Here is a 15,398-nt window from a genome sequence, read left to right as displayed (position 1 = left end):
CAACAATGGCAGCCCAGCGCCTGCGAGACCGAGCAATACGCTGGTCAAGTCCATAGCCATAGCGACTCCTGCCGATCCGATAAAGCCTGAAGGGTAACGAAGGTGTCAGAACTTGGACAGCTCAGTCTTCGATGAGACCAAGTTCCTGTTGAGCACGACGGTCGCCGGCACGGGCCGCCTGACGCAGCAGTTCCTGACCGATGCGACGGTCCCGGGCATTACCGCACTCGCGGCACATCAACTGACCGAGGCGGCTTTGTGCGGCAACCACGCCTTCACGCGCCGGTTGCTTCAGCAAGCGCCCCGCCAAGTGTTTGGCGTTATGGCTGTCACTCAGGCGCGGACTGTCGAGCAACCATTCGGCCACACGCACGGAAAATCGCTTGGGAGAGGTAACACGGAGATGTTCTGAGGTAACAGAGTCTGGTACTGAGCGAAACTTCATAAAGCACTGTGGGACAGATCGGAAGGCGCGCCACTCTACTCTCTTTTTCTTACAGGTAAAGTCGAAAAATAACCCGGCACGCCCGTGCTAGAGCAAGCGCTCGGGACAATCCACAGAAGCTGTGGATAACTCAGTGGACAACCGCTCTCCAACCCTCGCAAAGCCTTGTGGAATGGGGCCCGCAGTCAAACTGACGATTTTTTCACCAACAAAAAAAAGCGATGTTTTTCATTGACTTAAACTTTCGATACAGGCAGCCACTGGAGTCAGGATTGATGTGACAGCGTCGTTACAGCCTGCGCAACTAATGTGCACAAGTGCCTGTTACCCGGTTATATCAATGCGCTTTTTCGGTTCGTTTTGGCACCCTGACTGGGGATAAAGGGCTCTGAGGCGCCGTTTCACGGATATATCTTCGCCGACCGACGGTCGAGATGTGTGCCAATACGGGGCGCCCTGCGGGGTCGTATCGCGAACTCCGCTCGCTACTGCAATCTTTTTCAACGCAGGGTTTGCTTTGTCCAATTCGATCCGTTAGTATCCGCAGCGTTAGTACCAAGCTGAAAGTCAATTCCGGTCGAACACATCCCCACGGTCAACCTTCTTCCAAGAAGCCACTACCGAAAAAAGCGGGACCGACCCCTCGATGGTTTCCAGGTAAATCTTGCGACAACACAGCCTTTGAATGAATGCAAAGGGTGTTGCGAAGGGCACTTACTCTGACCGAACCAACCTGCAAATTGATCAGGATCTTCACCCCGGGCCCAGAACCTTTGCCCTTGATGTGTTGCCTGCCCTCCTAAGTACCTACCTGCCAGCCCAAGCGCGCCAACTTAATAGCGCTTCAAACTGGCTGCTTTGTTCCAGTCGGGTTCTTCGTTCGACCAATGGTGGTCGACGTTACTGGAACGTTTTAACGTTGCACGGTTCTTATCCGTGTCATTTGTAGGAACACCTAATAACTATGTCTGCTCAAATTCATACTCAGGATGCCATTCGCACCCTAACCAACGCTTTTGCACCAATGAACTGCCTGATCATGGCCGCTCGCAAAGGCTGCTTCAGCTTCACCGTGGTCAATGAACACGGGATCGCCCGCCACAGCGAGCGTCTGTACCCCGATCAATACTCCAGCGCCGAACCGCTGCAGGCCGTGATCGATCGTACACGTCAGGCCTTGATTGCCTGAGAGCCGAAAAGGCTGCAAAAAGCAAAAGCCCTGCTTAAAACGCAGGGCTTTTTATTGCCTGATGTTTCACTTTTCACCCTCGACGCCTAAGCACTATCGGATATAACGGTTATAACTCACTGCCGGAAATATTTTAAAAACAGGCCTTTACGTCGCAAATATGACACTACACTTCAACTCAAGCGGCGTGATCCGCTTCCGGCGAGCCTGAGTCGATCCACCGCTGCCAAGGCCACCTTCAGGTATCGCCGCCCAATAACAAGATCCGAGGGTTTTATGGGTATCGCTGCCAGCGAACTGTGTCGCTACGTGATCCGTCCTACGCTGATTTATCTGGGACGCCACTGCGCAACTGCCGAATCCCTTTTGCTGGGCATTGCCGCCAGCCAGTCCGACCTCGGGTCCGCCCTGCATGACCGCCGAGGCCACGGCCTCTACCGCATCGCCGAGCATCGCCATCAGGCACTCTGGGATGACTATCTGGCGCTCGATCCGGAACGCGCCAGCCTGGTTCGCGGACTGGCCAGCCAGCATGCCTTTCTCAGCAGCCCGCACCTGGAATTGACCGTCAACCTGCGTTACGCCACGGCCATCGCCTGGCTGCTGGTGGAAGAACAAAACCCCACCCTTCCCGCCCCCAATGATCTGCTCGGCATGGCGCGTATCTGGCGTCAGACTTTTCAACCCCAGGGTCGCTTGCGGGACTTCACTTATGCATGGCAAACCTGTGTTTCACCACTGAATCAGGTCGCTTGCTGACTGACCAGTTTTTCAAGATCGCCCATCATGTCGCCATTCTGGTCGGATTGTCCTACAAAACCGCTCTAACTCAACGCATACGGACTATAGCGCCGGAACGAAAATGTTGGTAATTTTCGCCCCGGTGATCACCAGGAGTTCTAATAATGAAAAAAGTAATGCTCAAAACCACCCTTAGCCTCGCCGTTGCCATGGCATCCACGCAGATTTTCGCCGCCGGCTTTGCCATCAACGAACACAGCATTAGCGGGATGGGGACGGGTTACGCCGGGCGATCTTCTTCTGCCGACGACGCAAGCACTGTTTATGGCAACCCTGCCGGCATGTCGCGCCTCAAGCGCGAACAAGTCACTGGCGGTGTTGCATTCCTCGACGCCAAGACCGATATCAGCGACGGTAGCTCCAGCCCTAACGGCGGCAGCAACAAAGGCGACATGGTGCCCTTCACCTCCGTACCTATGGGCTTCTACGTCAAACCGATCGATGAACATTGGGCATTTGGTCTGGGGGTTTATGTACCGTTTGGCCTGATTACCGACTACGAAAAAGGGTTTGCCGGTCGTTACTTCGGCAGCAAGTCCGAAGTACAGGTCATCACCTTTCAGCCAACTGTCAGCTACGCCTTCAACGACAAGGTGTCGATCGGTTTCGGCCCGACCATCAACCGCATCGACGGCACGCTGGAATCCAACCTGTCGATCACTCAGGCCCTGCCGGATGGCAAGGTCAAGATCAAGGGTGACGACACCGCACTGGGCTACAACATCGGCGTGCTGGTACAAGCCACCGACACCACGCGACTGGGTCTGACGTATCACTCCAAAGTCGACTACAAGCTTGAAGGCAACACCAAGGTCAACTACGGCGCATTGGCCCTGGCAGGCCTTAGCGCCAGCCAGAAGTACGATGCTTCGCTGAAGATCACCACGCCTGAGTCCATCGACTTCTCGGTCACCCAAGCGATCAACGACCGCTGGAACGTCTATGCCGGTTCCACCTGGACCCGTTGGAGCCAACTGGAAAAAATCACCGTCAAGAACTCCGGCGTACAGCCTGCATTGGCCGGTCAGTTCGGTGAAATCACCGAAGACCAGAACTGGCACGATTCCTGGGCTTATGCCGTCGGCACGTCGTACCAGTTGAACAAGGAGTGGGTACTGCGTACCGGCCTGACGTTCGACCAGTCGCCGACCAACAACGTCGACCGTTCGCCACGCATTCCTACCGGCGACCGGACGATCTTCAGCATCGGCGCTGGCTGGAGCCCGACCGAAGACCTGACGATCGACGTCGCTTATTCGTACCTGAAGGAAGAGTCGGTCAAGATCCGCAACGAAAACGATCGCGGCCAGACCTACAACTCCAAGTATGAAAACTCGGCAAACGGTTTCGGTCTCGGCGCAACCTACCGCTTCTGATGCTGTCAGGCGAGGCTAACCCCTCGCCCACTAAAAAGCCCCGCCTCGGTAAAGAGCGCGGGGCTTTTTTATGGATCAGGGTTTCAGCGGCTTTGAGGCAATGGCTTTCTCGATCGCGGCGAGAAACTCCGGATCATCCGGCTTGGTCAGGCTGGAGAAATTGGCGATCACTTTGCCTTGGCGATCCACCACGTATTTATAGAAATTCCACTTCGGCGCACTGCTCTGCGCAGCCAATACCTGAAACATATGCGTAGCGCCATCACCCCGAACCTTCTGCGGCTCGGTCATGGCGAATGTCACGCCGTAGTTGGCATAGCAAACCTTGGCAGTCTCAGCGCTGTCCTTGGACTCCTGCTTGAAGTCGTTGGAGGGCACACCGAGCATTTCCAGACCTTGCGCCTTGTAGCGCTGATTGAGTGCCTCGAGGCCTTCGAACTGTGGCGCGAAACCACAGAAACTGGCGGTATTGATCACCACCAGCGGTTTGTCGGCGTACTGCTTGCACAGATCAATGGAATCCTTGGCACGCAATTTCGGCAATGAGCCTTGCAACAATTCCGGACAGTCAGCGGCCTGGGCCAAGCCAGTCAACGCCATCAGCAACGCGGGAACAGCACACCAGCGCATCAGCATTTCGAGCATCCTTGAGCAGTCGTCAGAGTTCGACGTTACTCGCCAGGCCTGTTTCTAGCAAATACTCATGCCCAACTGCATCAAGGCCAGGCCTCCCTGATGCCAGCCCCACCACACCAGCGCCAGCAAGGCGACGCCGAGCGCGGTGAGGGCAATTCGTGACCACAAACGGCTCATGCAGCGCCAGCACTGGTTTGCAGGCGTGCGACAGGACGCTCGCGCACCGGCCAGTTCAACGCCGCCGCCAACAGGCTCAGAAGTATCGCCACTTGCCAGATCAAGTCATAACTCCCGGTACGGTCATACACCACCCCGCCCAGCCACCCTCCGAGGAACGCACCGAGCTGATGGAACAGAAACACGATGCCACCAAGCATGGATAGATTTCGCACGCCGAACAAGGTCGCTACCGTACCGTTGGTCAACGGCACCGTCGACAGCCACAGAAAACCCATGGCCATGCCAAACACATACGCCGATGTCGTTGTCACCGGCAGCCAGAGGAACAACACGATCACCACCGCTCGCAGCAAATACAACGCTGTCAGTAAACGTGGTTTGGACATGCGGCCACCGAGCCAACCGGCGGTGTAGGTGCCGAAGATATTGAACAGTCCGATCAGCGCCAGCACCGTGGTGCCAACCGTGGCCGGCAAGTGTTGATCTACCAGATAGGCCGGCAAATGCACGCCGATGAACACCACCTGAAAACCACAGACGAAAAAGCCGAAGGCCAACAGCCAGAATCCAGAGTGCGAACAGGCTTCACGCAGGGCTTCAGAGAGTGTCTGTTCATGACCGAGTACTGGCAATGGGTTGTCTTTGAGCATGCTTACCAGCGGCACAATAAGCGCCACCAATAGACCCAACACCAGCAGTGCAGCCGACCAACCGAGCCAGCCGATCAGACCCAGCGTGCCCGGCAACATGGCGAACTGGCCGAAGGAGCCAGCAGCGCTGGCAATGCCCATGCCCATGCTGCGTTTTTCCGCGGGCACCGCGCGACCGACTACGCCCAGGATCACCGAGAACGAGGTGCCAGACAGACCAATGCCAATCAACAGGCCAGCGCTCAGGGACAGCGTCAACGCCGAATCCGACAGGCCCATGCACACCAGCCCCGCGGCGTAGAGCACGCCACCGACCAGCACCACTTTCGCCGCGCCGAAGCGGTCAGCCAGTGCGCCGGTGAACGGCTGGGCGAGGCCCCAGATCAGGTTCTGCAAGGCGATGGCAAAGGCGAACACCTCGCGCCCCCAACCAAACTGCGCACTCATCGGCGACAGGAACAGACCAAAACCGTGCCTTATGCCCAATGACAACGCCAGGATCAGCGCACTCCCCAGCAACACCCAACCGCACGTACGCCACATCGATGTCATTGTTGTTCTCCATTCGCGGGTATATACCCGCTTGAGCCCGAAAAAACCGGCGCTACGCCAGTTCGTCGAGCAATCTGAGCAAGGTTTCACGCTTCTCGGCGCCCAAGCGATCAATCAACCGCTGCTGCGCCGCTTCCCAGGCCGGCAATGCCGCTGCCAGTCGCTGTACACCGGCCTCGGTGAGCCGGACGATGCGGTTACGCATGTCCTCGCCTTCGGCCAGCGCGACCAATCCCTCGCCCTCCAGCACGCGCACATTGCGTCCCAGGGTGCTGCGGTCCAGGCCCATGGCTTCGGCCAGTTCCGAGATGCTCGGTTGCTCCAGACGCTGCAGATTGCACAGCAAAGAATACTGGGCAACGTTGATCCCGAAGCCGTCGAGAGCGCCGTCGTAATGCCTGCTGACGCCACGCGCGGCGCGACGCAGGTTGGTGCACAAACACTGAGAAGGAAGCATGGTGCGTGTATATACCCGTGACTGTGTTAAATCAAGTTACACATCAGTTTATCAATACGGTTTGTGCCGCGTGATAAGCCAGCCATCTGTCAGACCAAGACCAACCCCACCAACACCGCCATCTCCAGCAATTCAAGCAACGCCCCCGCCGTATCCCCGGTCGTCCCGCCCAGCCGTCGCATCATCACTTGCCGCAGCCAGAAAAACACAACGAGCGCTACAACCAAAGCAACCATCGCTTTGAATCCGGCGATCAGCAAACAAGCCGCCGTACTCAACCCAAGCACCTGCCAACCCGCCTTGCGCGGCAGATGATCGGCCAGCGCTTGCCCCAAACCACCGGCGCGCACATAGGGCGTGGTCAGAAACAGCCCGAGCAACGCCGCCCGCCCAAGCAGCGGCACGATGATCAGCGCCATCGCTTGATGCTGTTCAATCAACGCCAGCAAGGCCGAGAATTTCAGCAGCAACACCAGCACCAGCGTCACCACAGCGATCGGCCCGCTGCGCGGGTCTTTCATGATCGTCAACGTACGTTCGCGATCACCAAAGCCGCCCAGCCAGGCATCGGCACTGTCGGCCAGCCCATCAAGGTGCAAGGCGCCGCTGAGCAACACCCAAACCGCCAACAACAGCGCCGCGTGGAGCAGCAAGGGTGCACCGGCCAACGCCAGGTTCAGCGCCCAAAGGATCACGCCGAACAGCAATCCCACCAGCGGATAGAACAACAGGGAGCGCCCAAGCTGTTCCGGCTCTGGCATGCCCGGCAAACGAATCGGCAGGCTGCTCAGAAATTGCAGGGCGATCCACAGCGGCAGCATGTCAGTGACCTTCCTTGAGCAAACCGTCAACCTCGACCGTCAGCGAGAACAACGCGCCGTGACCGACTTCAACATTGAGCAACTGTTCACGCGGCAATCCTCGCGCTTGCGCCAGCAACAGGCGCATCACGCCGCCATGACTGATCAGCAGCACCCGCTCACCCGCATACGCCGCTTGCAGCCGCGCCACCGCCGTCAACACCCGCGCAGAAAAATCACTGACCGGCTCGCCCTGCGGTGGCGTAAACCCATACGGGTCAGCCCAGAACAGCCCTAGCGCCTCGGCATCCGTCTCCATCAGCGCCGCCGCGCTCTGCCCTTCCCAAGCGCCGAAATGCAGTTCTTGCAGATCCTTGTCCAGTTGCACCGGCAGATTCAGTTCTTCACCGAGTTCAGCGGCAAACCGCGCGCAACGCTGCAATGGCGAACTGACCAAACGATCCCACGGTCCGCCCGCGACAACAGCTTCACGCATCTGTGCCCAACCCTTTTCGGTGAGCGCGTCATCGAGACTGCCGCGCAAACCACCGCCGAGTTCGGTCTCACCGTGTCGCAGTAAATCCAGACGCAACGTCATGCCGGACGATCCGCCACCGCAGCCTCAGCGAACGTCGCCATCTGTCCGTGCAGGTCGCAGGCCAGACGCAGCAGTGGCACCGCCAGCGCGGCGCCACTGCCCTCGCCAAGACGCAGGCCGAGTTCCAGCAACGGTTCGGCGCTCAGGGTTTCCAGCACATGGCGATGCCCCGGCTCGGCACCGCGATGCCCGAACAGCAGCCACTCGCGGCAGGCCGGATTCAAGCGCACCGCGACGAGCGCGGCGACGGTGCAGATAAAGCCGTCGACCAGCACTGCTACGCCTTCCTGCGCGCAGGCCAGATACGCGCCGACCAGCGCGGCAATCTCGAAACCACCAAGGTTGAACAGTGTCTGCAACGCATCACCACGCTGTGCGGCGTGCAACGCCAATGCGCGCTCGATCACTTGCGCTTTATGGCTGACACCTTCGGCATTCAAACCGGTGCCGGGGCCGGTCAGGTGCGCCACCGGGCAATCGAGCAACGCACAGGCGAGCGCACTGGCAGCGGTGGTATTACCGATGCCCATTTCGCCACCGATGAACAACTGCGTACCCGCCGCTTTGGCACGCAACACGCTGTCGCGACCGGCCAGCAACGCGAGTTCGCCTTGCGATTGAGTCATCGCCGAACCCTGAACGAAATTCGCCGTGCCTGCGCCGATATTCAAGTGACGCACTCCCGGCAGATTCAGCGTGGGCGTTACCGTGCCCAGGTCCACCACTTCCAGTTGTGCGCCGAGCGTGCGCGCCAGCACGCTGATCGCCGCGCCGCCGCTGACGAAGTTGAGCAGCATCTGCCCGGTCACTTCCTGCGCAAATGCCGACACACCTTCAGCCACAACACCGTGATCACCGGCAAAAATCGCAATCCAGACCTGTTCAAGCGTCGGTTTCACCTGCCCTTGCAGACCGGCTAACTGCACCGCCACCGACTCAAGCCGCCCCAGAGAGCCGGCTGGTTTGGTCAATTGCTGTTGCCGCGCCGCCGCTTGTTCAACGATATCGGCGCTCACCGGTTTGCACGGGTTCAGCCACCAGGTTTGGGTCATAAGGCAGGTCCTTTCAGGGTCAGGGGCAGGCCGGCGACGGTCAGGACGACACGCTGACAGCGCTCAGCCAGAGCTTGATGCAGCCAACCGGCTTCATCGACGTAGCGGCGAGTCAATTCGCCCAGCGGCACGACACCCATTCCGGTCTCGTTGCTGACAAAAATGATTTCACCCGGCAGTGACGCCAGGCAGTCCAACAGAGCATCGCGTTCGGCGGTCAGCCGCTCGGCGTCGTCGAGCATCAGCAGATTGGTCAGCCACAGGGTCAGGCAATCGACCAGCAGGCAACGCTTGGCACTGGCGCTTTCGCGCAGGACGCGGGCCAGTTCCAGCGGTTCTTCGATGAGTGACCATTCGGCTGGACGACGGGCGCGGTGGTGGGCGACGCGCTCGTTCATTTCACCGTCCAGCGGTTGGCTGGTGGCGATGTAGGTGACTGACAGGTTGCTGTCGGTGGCGAGTTTTTCCGCCAGGCGACTTTTGCCGGAGCGGGCGCCGCCGAGGATCAGTTGGAGCATGGGAACATCCTGAAAGTTATGTATTGAGGCCACCGGCCTCTTCGCGAGCAAGCCCGCTCCCACAGAGAACGCGGCAGCCGAAACACCCTAGATCCCACAGAGCTGACGCAACAGATCAGTATCGAGGTGCTTCTCCACCAGATCCGCCAACCGCTCGATATCGCGCTCGCGCAACCCGTGATAATCCACTTCCTGCACATCGCTCAGCCCCGCCCAGCGCAGCAACGCCGCACTGGCCGCCGGCGATTCGAACAAGCCATGCAGATACGTGCCGAACACCTGCCCATCAAGGCTCTGCGCACCATCACAACGACCGTCATACAGCCGCACTGCGGCGTTCTCGAGCGCCGGCCCGGTCGTCACCCCGGCATGAATCTCATAGCCACTGACTTCAGCATCTTCCAGCGCCAGACGCCCGCGCACATTGCGTAATTGCTTCTCGGCCTCAAGCTGCGTTTCAAACGCCAGCAAACCGAGACCGGCACTGGACCCCGGCGAGCCTTCCAGCCCCAGCGGGTCATGCACCTGCTGACCGAGCATTTGCAGGCCACCACATATCCCCAGCAGCTTGCCGCCGTAACGCAAGTGACGGCAGATGGCCGTGTCCCAGCCGTTGGCGCGCAGATAGGCCAGATCACTGCGCACGCTTTTCGAGCCGGGCAGGATGATCAGGTCAGCCGGCGGAACCGCCTGCCCCGGGCCGACAAATTGCAGATCAACCTGTGGATGCAAACGCAGCGGATCGAAATCGGTGTGGTTGCTGATGCGCGGCAGCACCGGCACCACCACTTTGAGCACTTGATCGGCCTTGTCGGTCTGGCGCTGGTCGATGCCGTCTTCAGCCTCCAGATGCAGATCCATCACATACGGCAACACGCCGACCACCGGTTTGCCGGTGCGCTGCTCAAGCCAGTCGAGGCCTGGTTGCAGCAAGGCGATGTCACCGCGAAAACGGTTGATGATGAAGCCTTTTACCCGCGCCTGCTCGCTCGGCGACAGCAACTCCAGCGTGCCAACCAAATGAGCAAAAACACCACCGCGATTGATGTCGGCAATCAGTAGCACCGGGCAATCGACCGCCTCGGCGAACCCCATGTTGGCGATATCGCCAGCGCGCAGATTGATCTCCGCCGGCGAGCCTGCGCCCTCGACCATGACCAACGGGTACGCCGCGCTCAATCGCTCGTGAGAGACCAGCACAGCCTTCATGGCGATGGCTTTGTAATCGTGATAGGCCACGGCGTTCATGCTGGTGACGGCGCGGCCATGGATGATCACTTGCGCGCCGGTGTCGCTATTGGGTTTGAGCAGTACCGGGTTCATGTCGGTGTGCGGCTCAAGAAACGCTGCTTGTGCCTGCACCGCTTGCGCCCTGCCGATTTCGCCGCCATCGGCGGTCACCGCGCTGTTGAGTGCCATGTTTTGCGGCTTGAACGGCACGACGGCGACACCCTGGCGCGTCGCCCAACGGCACAGTGCGGTCACCAACGTACTTTTGCCCGCGTCGGAGGTGGTGCCCTGCACCATCAGGGTTGTCATTTCAATTCCTTGGAAAAGGCCTGCAGCGCTTGTTCGAGACGTGCCTCTTCAGCCGCGTCGGCAGGCAAGCCGAAACGCAGGCTGCTGTTGTGGGTGAAGAGGCGCAGAAGGATGCCGCGACGGGCCATGAATTCATGCAGCGCGGCGGCGTGCTCGGTGATCAGCCACTGGAACAAGGCGCAGCCACCCTGCGGTTGGAAACCGTGACGCGCAAGCAAGGACGCCAGTCGTTCGCTGGTTTCATCGCTACGAATGCGTTGCCGGGTGTGACCTTGCGTGTCTTGCAAACAAGCCTGACCCAGCACCCGCGTCGGACCACTGACCGCCCAAGGTCCGACTTGCTCGGCGAGCAATTTAAGCAACTTGCGCTCGGCCAGGACAAAACCCAGTCGCACCCCGGCCAGACCAAAAAACTTGCCGAATGAACGCAACACAATCAAACCGACCTGATGGGTATGTGCTGCCAGGCTCAACTGCGGGGTGTTGTCCATGAACGCTTCGTCGACCACCAGCCAACCACCGCGCTGGGCCAGCCGTGCATGCCAGTCGAGCAGCCGCGCCGGGGTCAGACTCAGGCCGGTGGGGTTGTTCGGATTGACCACCACCAGCACGTCAAGGCTGTCGATAAAGAAGTCGACTTCCTGTTCCAGCACTTCGCGCACGATGTAGCCACTACGGCGCCAAGCCTCGGCGTGCTCGGCATAGCACGGCGACAACACGCCAACTTTTCCAGCCCGACGCAAGCGCGGCAGCAACTGGATGGCCATCTGCGAACCGGCCACCGGCAACACCTGCGAAGCGCCGTAATAATCGCACGCGGCTTGTTCCAGACCGTCATCGGCCTCCGGCAATCGCGCCCAGGCTCGCAACGCAATGTCGGGGATCGGAAACGGCCACGGCGCCAGACCGCTGGACAGGTCCAGCCAATCCGTTTCGGCGATGCCGTAATCGAGTGCAGCCTTGCGCAGCCGGCCACCGTGCTCAAGCATAGAATTCAGCCCCCACGCAGAGAATCAGCAGCCATAACCATACGCCGCGCTGAACCAATTGCCAGCCGCGGTCGATCGAATCGGCATCGGCCTGAGCGCCCTCGCCCAGTTGCGCACGCTCATGCAGTTCGCCTTGATAGATCGCCGGGCCGCCAAGCTCGACACCGAGCGCGCCGGCCCCTGCCGCCATCACCGGGCCGGCGTTGGGGCTGTCCCATTTCGGCGCCTGGGTGCGCCAGCATTTCAATGCCAGTCGGGTTTTACCGAGCAGTGCGTAGGTCAACGCCACAAGGCGTGCAGGAATGTAGTTGAGCACGTCGTCGATTTTTGCCGCGCACCAGCCAAAACGCTCGAAGCGTTCGTTGCGATAGCCCCACATCGCGTCGAGCGTGTTACTCAAACGGTAGAGGACAACGCCCGGCGCACCCGCCACAGCAAACCAGAACAGCGCGGCGAACACCGCATCGCTGCCGTTCTCCAGTACTGACTCGGTGGCCGCACGGGCGACGGCGGTGCTGTCCAGTTCACTGGTCTGGCGGCTGACCAGATAACCGACACGCTTACGCGCCTCTTCCAGATTATCGGCGCGCAGCGCCTGGGCCACCGGTTCGACGTGCTCGCCGAGGCTGCGCATGCCAAGGGCGCAATACAGCGCGAGGATCTCGACGACCCAACCCACATACGGTGCCCAGGACAATGCGGTGGCCAGCAAGGTCAGCGGCAGCACCGCGATCACCCACGCGGTCACGCCGTGGCTGCGCCAGCCCCGGCCACCAGCGTTGAACCGTTGCTCGATGCGCCCGGCAAAATTGCCGAACGCTACCAGCGGATGCCAGCGTTTCGGTTCACCCAGCAGCGCATCCAGCGCGACCGCGGCGACACTCAACAACGCCACACTCATTGACTCACTCCCCAATAATTTTCATACAGCAACTCATTGAGCGGACGCGCCTGCGCCCACCCTTCGAGTACCAGCATCGGCGCCGGATAGAATTCCTTGACCGGGCCCAGGCACAAAACCGCCAAAGGCTTGGCCCCGGCCGGCAGTTTCAGCAGATCGGCCAGTGCTTGCGGCTCGAACAACGAGACCCAGCCCATGCCCAATCCTTCGGCACGGGACGCCAGCCACAGATTCTGAATCGCACAGGACAACGAAGCCATGTCCATTTCCGGCAGCGTGCGTCGCCCGAAAATGTGTTTATCGCGATCATCCATCAGCGCCGCGACCAGCACTTCGGCGCAGTCATTGATGCCTTCGACCTTGAGCTTCATGAACTCGTCACTGCGCTCGCCGAGGGCTTCAGCGGTGCGGATGCGTTCTTCTTCTACGAGATTGCGGATCTGCCCGCGCAGTGCGCGATCACTGACCCGGATGAAACGCCAGGGCTGCATCAAGCCGACACTTGGCGCTTGATGTGCGGCGTCCAATAAACGGCGCAGCAACTCGGGCTCGACGGTGCCGCCAGTGAAGTGGCGCATGTCGCGGCGTTCGGCGATGGCTCGATAGACCGCTAGGCGCTCGGCCTCAGTAAATGCGTTGTCGGTCATGGCCCCATCGCTGGCAAGCCAGCTCCCACAGTGGGCGGTGTAGTACCTGACGAAACACAATCCCCTGTGGGAGCTGGCTTGCCAGCGATGGCGGCCTCAAGGTCCGGCGCAAACAGCGCGGCAATCGCAGTCGGATTCGACGGGAAATAAAAGTGCACGTAAGAAGCCGTCATCCGCCCTTCCCGATAAACCGCCTCCGCACCACGCCCGCCATTCGGGCTCAGGCCTCGGGCAATCGGCGTCAATTCAGTCGTCGTCAGGGAATGGTGATAGGTGTGGCCACGCAACGTGCCTTCCGGCAGATCAACCGCTTGCAGCGCCAATGCCGCCAGGCGCTTCTGCATCACCGCATCGCCCGCGAGCAAGCCGACCAGTTCGGCGCGACTGCCCTCAACATCCGTCAAAGAGTCGAGCAGATACAGCATGCCGCCACATTCAGCGAGCAACGGTTTTCCCGCCGCATGATGGTCGCGGATGGCGTCGAGCATTGCGGTGTTCTGCGATAACGCAACGTGGTGCAATTCCGGGTAACCGCCGGGCAGATAGAGGCTTTCAGCCTCTGGGAACTGCGTGTCGCGGATCGGCGAGAAGAAACTCAACACAGCGCCCATCGCCCGCAACAGGTCGAGGCTTGCGCCATAAGTGAAGGCAAACGCTTCATCGTGGGCGACGGCGATTCGCACACCTTTTAATAAGGGCTCTACGATGATGACTTCAGGCGCGGCAAATTCCACGGCGGGTGGCAGCGCTACCTCGCAACTGCTGGCAAGCGCTTGTGCAGCGGCGTCCAGGCGCATATCGAGATCATTGAGTTCGCTGGCCTGAACCAGACCAAGATGACGGCTTGGCAGTTCGATGCCAGTCTCGCGAGACAATGCGCCATACCAGCGCAAGCCTTCGGTCAGACTGCCTTCAAGCAATTGTGCGTGACGCAACGTACCGACCCGGTTGGCCAGCACGCCAGCGAACGGCAGATCCGGCTGATATTTCGCCAAGCCCAGCGCCAACGCACCAAAGGTCTGCGCCATCGCCGTTCCATCAATCACACCCAGCACCGGCACGCCGAAATGCCGGGCCAGATCAGCGCTCGACGGCGTGCCGTCAAACAACCCCATCACGCCTTCGATCAGAATCAGATCGGCCTCGGCTGCGGCCTCCCACAGCAGACGACGGCTTTCCTGCTCCCCGACCATCCACATGTCCAATTGATAGACCGGCGCACCGCTGGCGCGCTCGAGAATCATCGGATCGAGAAAGTCCGGTCCGCACTTGAACACGCGCACCTTACGCCCTTGATTGCGGTGCAAACGGGCCAGCGCGGCCGTGACGGTGGTCTTGCCCTGACCGGAGGCCGGCGCGGCAATCAGTACCGCCGGGCAATGACGTGACTGATTCAAAGTTCGACGCCTTTCTGCGCTTTGATGCCGGCCTGGAAGGCGTGTTTGATCATGCCCATTTCGGTGACGGTGTCGCCCATCTCGACCATTTCAGGCTTGGCGCCGCGACCCGTGACGATCACATGTTGCATCGGCGGACGCGCCTGCAAGTCGCTGAGCACCTGATCGAGATCGAGGTAGCCGTGCTTGAGGGCGATATTCAGCTCATCCAGCACCACCAGGTCAATCGACGGATCGCGCAAAAGCTCTCGGGACACGGCCCAAGCGGCTTCGGCGGCGGCGATGTCGCGTTGACGGTCCTGGGTTTCCCAAGTGAAGCCCTCGCCCATCACATGAAAGCGCACCTGCTCGGGGAAGCGACGAAAAAACAGCTCTTCGCCGGTGCTGAAGCGGCCCTTGATGAACTGCACCACGCCGCACTGCATGCCGTGCCCCATGGCACGGGCGAGCATGCCAAACGCCGAACTGCTTTTGCCTTTGCCATTGCCGGTGAGCACCAGCACCAGGCCGCACTCATCAGGCGAATTGGCGATACGTTCATCGATCACGGCTTTTTTGCGCTGCATACGCGCCAAATGGCGTTCGTCACGCTCGGGGGAATCAGTCATGGGGGAGCTCTCCGTTGAGGCTGGATAACGGCGGGCAGGCACAAGAATAGAAGGCAAAAAAGC

The 15,398-nt window shown here is 60.1% G+C and carries 18 protein-coding genes; 3 read left to right on the top strand and 15 right to left on the bottom strand.

The genetic code is table 11. The features are described 5' to 3' along the window. Positions 1-121: 121 nt before the first annotated feature. Positions 122-445, bottom strand: a complete 324-nt coding sequence (locus tag K5E40_RS19725; RefSeq protein WP_221732212.1) for a sel1 repeat family protein — start codon at positions 443-445, stop codon at positions 122-124. A gap of 964 nt (positions 446-1,409) precedes the next feature. Here K5E40_RS19725 and K5E40_RS19720 point away from each other — a divergent pair. The 3 genes from K5E40_RS19720 to K5E40_RS19710 all read left to right on the top strand — a co-directional run bounded on the left by K5E40_RS19720 (position 1,410) and on the right by K5E40_RS19710 (position 3,811). Beyond that, positions 1,410-1,634 carry a hypothetical protein gene (locus K5E40_RS19720; RefSeq protein WP_221732211.1) on the top strand — a complete coding sequence of 75 codons (225 nt, stop codon included), beginning with the start codon at positions 1,410-1,412 and terminating at the stop codon, positions 1,632-1,634. Between the two features lie 276 nt (positions 1,635-1,910). Then, a complete protein-coding gene (locus K5E40_RS19715; RefSeq protein ID WP_221732210.1) occupies positions 1,911-2,393 on the top strand; it encodes a hypothetical protein in 483 nt (160 codons plus the stop codon). 146 nt (positions 2,394-2,539) lie between these two features. Continuing rightward, the gene (locus tag K5E40_RS19710) at positions 2,540-3,811 is read left to right on the top strand and encodes an OmpP1/FadL family transporter (protein WP_221732209.1); all 1,272 of its coding nucleotides are present in this window, start codon (positions 2,540-2,542) and stop codon (positions 3,809-3,811) included. Positions 3,812-3,886: 75 nt separating this feature from the next. Here K5E40_RS19710 and K5E40_RS19705 read toward each other — a convergent pair whose 3' ends face one another. From K5E40_RS19705 to cobO, 14 genes are all read right to left on the bottom strand, one after another. Beyond that, entirely contained in the window at positions 3,887-4,447 is a 561-nt protein-coding gene (locus K5E40_RS19705; protein ID WP_221732208.1) for a glutathione peroxidase, read from the bottom strand. A gap of 54 nt (positions 4,448-4,501) precedes the next feature. Beyond that, the gene (locus K5E40_RS35065) at positions 4,502-4,624 is read right to left on the bottom strand and encodes a hypothetical protein (RefSeq protein ID WP_260455855.1); all 123 of its coding nucleotides are present in this window, start codon (positions 4,622-4,624) and stop codon (positions 4,502-4,504) included. Then, entirely contained in the window at positions 4,621-5,829 is a 1,209-nt protein-coding gene (locus K5E40_RS19700) for an MFS transporter (protein WP_221732207.1), read from the bottom strand. The genes K5E40_RS35065 and K5E40_RS19700 overlap by 4 nt, the downstream gene beginning before the upstream one ends. A gap of 52 nt (positions 5,830-5,881) precedes the next feature. Further along, positions 5,882-6,286 carry a MarR family winged helix-turn-helix transcriptional regulator gene (locus K5E40_RS19695; protein ID WP_221732206.1) on the bottom strand — a complete coding sequence of 135 codons (405 nt, stop codon included), beginning with the start codon at positions 6,284-6,286 and terminating at the stop codon, positions 5,882-5,884. Positions 6,287-6,375: 89 nt separating this feature from the next. Then, positions 6,376-7,107, bottom strand: coding sequence for an adenosylcobinamide-GDP ribazoletransferase (locus tag K5E40_RS19690; RefSeq protein ID WP_221732205.1), 732 nt, complete (start codon positions 7,105-7,107; stop codon positions 6,376-6,378). A gap of 1 nt (position 7,108) precedes the next feature. Further along, a complete protein-coding gene (cobC, locus tag K5E40_RS19685) occupies positions 7,109-7,684 on the bottom strand; it encodes an alpha-ribazole phosphatase family protein (protein WP_221732204.1) in 576 nt (191 codons plus the stop codon). After that, complete coding sequence (gene cobT, locus K5E40_RS19680) at positions 7,681-8,736, bottom strand: nicotinate-nucleotide--dimethylbenzimidazole phosphoribosyltransferase (RefSeq protein ID WP_221732203.1); 1,056 nt, start codon at positions 8,734-8,736, stop codon at positions 7,681-7,683. Before cobT ends, cobC begins: the two co-directional genes overlap by 4 nt. Then, positions 8,733-9,254: a bifunctional adenosylcobinamide kinase/adenosylcobinamide-phosphate guanylyltransferase gene (gene cobU / locus K5E40_RS19675; protein WP_221732202.1), complete on the bottom strand. Its 522-nt coding sequence runs from the start codon at positions 9,252-9,254 to the stop codon at positions 8,733-8,735. The genes cobT and cobU overlap by 4 nt, the downstream gene beginning before the upstream one ends. 87 nt (positions 9,255-9,341) lie before the next feature. Next, on the bottom strand, positions 9,342-10,793 hold the full coding sequence (locus K5E40_RS19670; protein WP_221732201.1) for a cobyric acid synthase: 1,452 nt from the start codon (positions 10,791-10,793) through the stop codon (positions 9,342-9,344). Further along, positions 10,790-11,782 carry a threonine-phosphate decarboxylase CobD gene (cobD, locus tag K5E40_RS19665; RefSeq protein ID WP_221732200.1) on the bottom strand — a complete coding sequence of 331 codons (993 nt, stop codon included), beginning with the start codon at positions 11,780-11,782 and terminating at the stop codon, positions 10,790-10,792. The genes K5E40_RS19670 and cobD overlap by 4 nt, the downstream gene beginning before the upstream one ends. Next, positions 11,775-12,683 carry an adenosylcobinamide-phosphate synthase CbiB gene (gene cbiB / locus K5E40_RS19660; RefSeq protein WP_221732199.1) on the bottom strand — a complete coding sequence of 303 codons (909 nt, stop codon included), beginning with the start codon at positions 12,681-12,683 and terminating at the stop codon, positions 11,775-11,777. The genes cobD and cbiB overlap by 8 nt, the downstream gene beginning before the upstream one ends. Beyond that, entirely contained in the window at positions 12,680-13,330 is a 651-nt protein-coding gene (bluB, locus tag K5E40_RS19655) for a 5,6-dimethylbenzimidazole synthase (RefSeq protein ID WP_221732198.1), read from the bottom strand. Before bluB ends, cbiB begins: the two co-directional genes overlap by 4 nt. After that, on the bottom strand, positions 13,327-14,727 hold the full coding sequence (locus tag K5E40_RS19650; protein ID WP_221732197.1) for a cobyrinate a,c-diamide synthase: 1,401 nt from the start codon (positions 14,725-14,727) through the stop codon (positions 13,327-13,329). The genes bluB and K5E40_RS19650 overlap by 4 nt, the downstream gene beginning before the upstream one ends. Continuing rightward, positions 14,724-15,335, bottom strand: coding sequence for a cob(I)yrinic acid a,c-diamide adenosyltransferase (gene cobO, locus K5E40_RS19645; RefSeq protein WP_221732196.1), 612 nt, complete (start codon positions 15,333-15,335; stop codon positions 14,724-14,726). Before cobO ends, K5E40_RS19650 begins: the two co-directional genes overlap by 4 nt. Between the last annotated feature and the right edge of the window lie 63 nt (positions 15,336-15,398).

The organism is Pseudomonas baetica, from assembly GCF_019733355.1.
GTDB lineage: Bacteria > Pseudomonadota > Gammaproteobacteria > Pseudomonadales > Pseudomonadaceae > Aquipseudomonas > Aquipseudomonas baetica_A.
The sequence above is the reverse complement of the archived record's forward strand: the minus strand, read 5'-3'. Positions and strand labels throughout refer to the sequence as shown.

Bases quoted from the DNA above. Each gene is read 5' to 3' on its own strand.
- K5E40_RS19710 (WP_221732209.1), top strand. From the start codon at position 2,540: ATGAAAAAAGTAATGCTCAAAACCACCCTTAGCCTCGCCGTTGCCATG.
- cbiB (WP_221732199.1), bottom strand. From the start codon at position 12,683: ATGAGTGTGGCGTTGTTGAGTGTCGCCGCGGTCGCGCTGGATGCGCTG.
- K5E40_RS19700 (WP_221732207.1), bottom strand. From the start codon at position 5,829: ATGACATCGATGTGGCGTACGTGCGGTTGGGTGTTGCTGGGGAGTGCG.
- cobT (WP_221732203.1), bottom strand. From the start codon at position 8,736: ATGACCCAAACCTGGTGGCTGAACCCGTGCAAACCGGTGAGCGCCGAT.
- cobU (WP_221732202.1), bottom strand. From the start codon at position 9,254: ATGCTCCAACTGATCCTCGGCGGCGCCCGCTCCGGCAAAAGTCGCCTG.
- cobD (WP_221732200.1), bottom strand. From the start codon at position 11,782: ATGCTTGAGCACGGTGGCCGGCTGCGCAAGGCTGCACTCGATTACGGC.
- cobC (WP_221732204.1), bottom strand. From the start codon at position 7,684: ATGACGTTGCGTCTGGATTTACTGCGACACGGTGAGACCGAACTCGGC.
- K5E40_RS19670 (WP_221732201.1), bottom strand. From the start codon at position 10,793: ATGACAACCCTGATGGTGCAGGGCACCACCTCCGACGCGGGCAAAAGT.
- K5E40_RS19695 (WP_221732206.1), bottom strand. From the start codon at position 6,286: ATGCTTCCTTCTCAGTGTTTGTGCACCAACCTGCGTCGCGCCGCGCGT.
- bluB (WP_221732198.1), bottom strand. From the start codon at position 13,330: ATGACCGACAACGCATTTACTGAGGCCGAGCGCCTAGCGGTCTATCGA.
- K5E40_RS19725 (WP_221732212.1), bottom strand. From the start codon at position 445: ATGAAGTTTCGCTCAGTACCAGACTCTGTTACCTCAGAACATCTCCGT.
- K5E40_RS35065 (WP_260455855.1), bottom strand. From the start codon at position 4,624: ATGAGCCGTTTGTGGTCACGAATTGCCCTCACCGCGCTCGGCGTCGCC.
- K5E40_RS19715 (WP_221732210.1), top strand. From the start codon at position 1,911: ATGGGTATCGCTGCCAGCGAACTGTGTCGCTACGTGATCCGTCCTACG.
- cobO (WP_221732196.1), bottom strand. From the start codon at position 15,335: ATGACTGATTCCCCCGAGCGTGACGAACGCCATTTGGCGCGTATGCAG.
- K5E40_RS19705 (WP_221732208.1), bottom strand. From the start codon at position 4,447: ATGCTGATGCGCTGGTGTGCTGTTCCCGCGTTGCTGATGGCGTTGACT.
- K5E40_RS19720 (WP_221732211.1), top strand. From the start codon at position 1,410: ATGTCTGCTCAAATTCATACTCAGGATGCCATTCGCACCCTAACCAAC.
- K5E40_RS19690 (WP_221732205.1), bottom strand. From the start codon at position 7,107: ATGCTGCCGCTGTGGATCGCCCTGCAATTTCTGAGCAGCCTGCCGATT.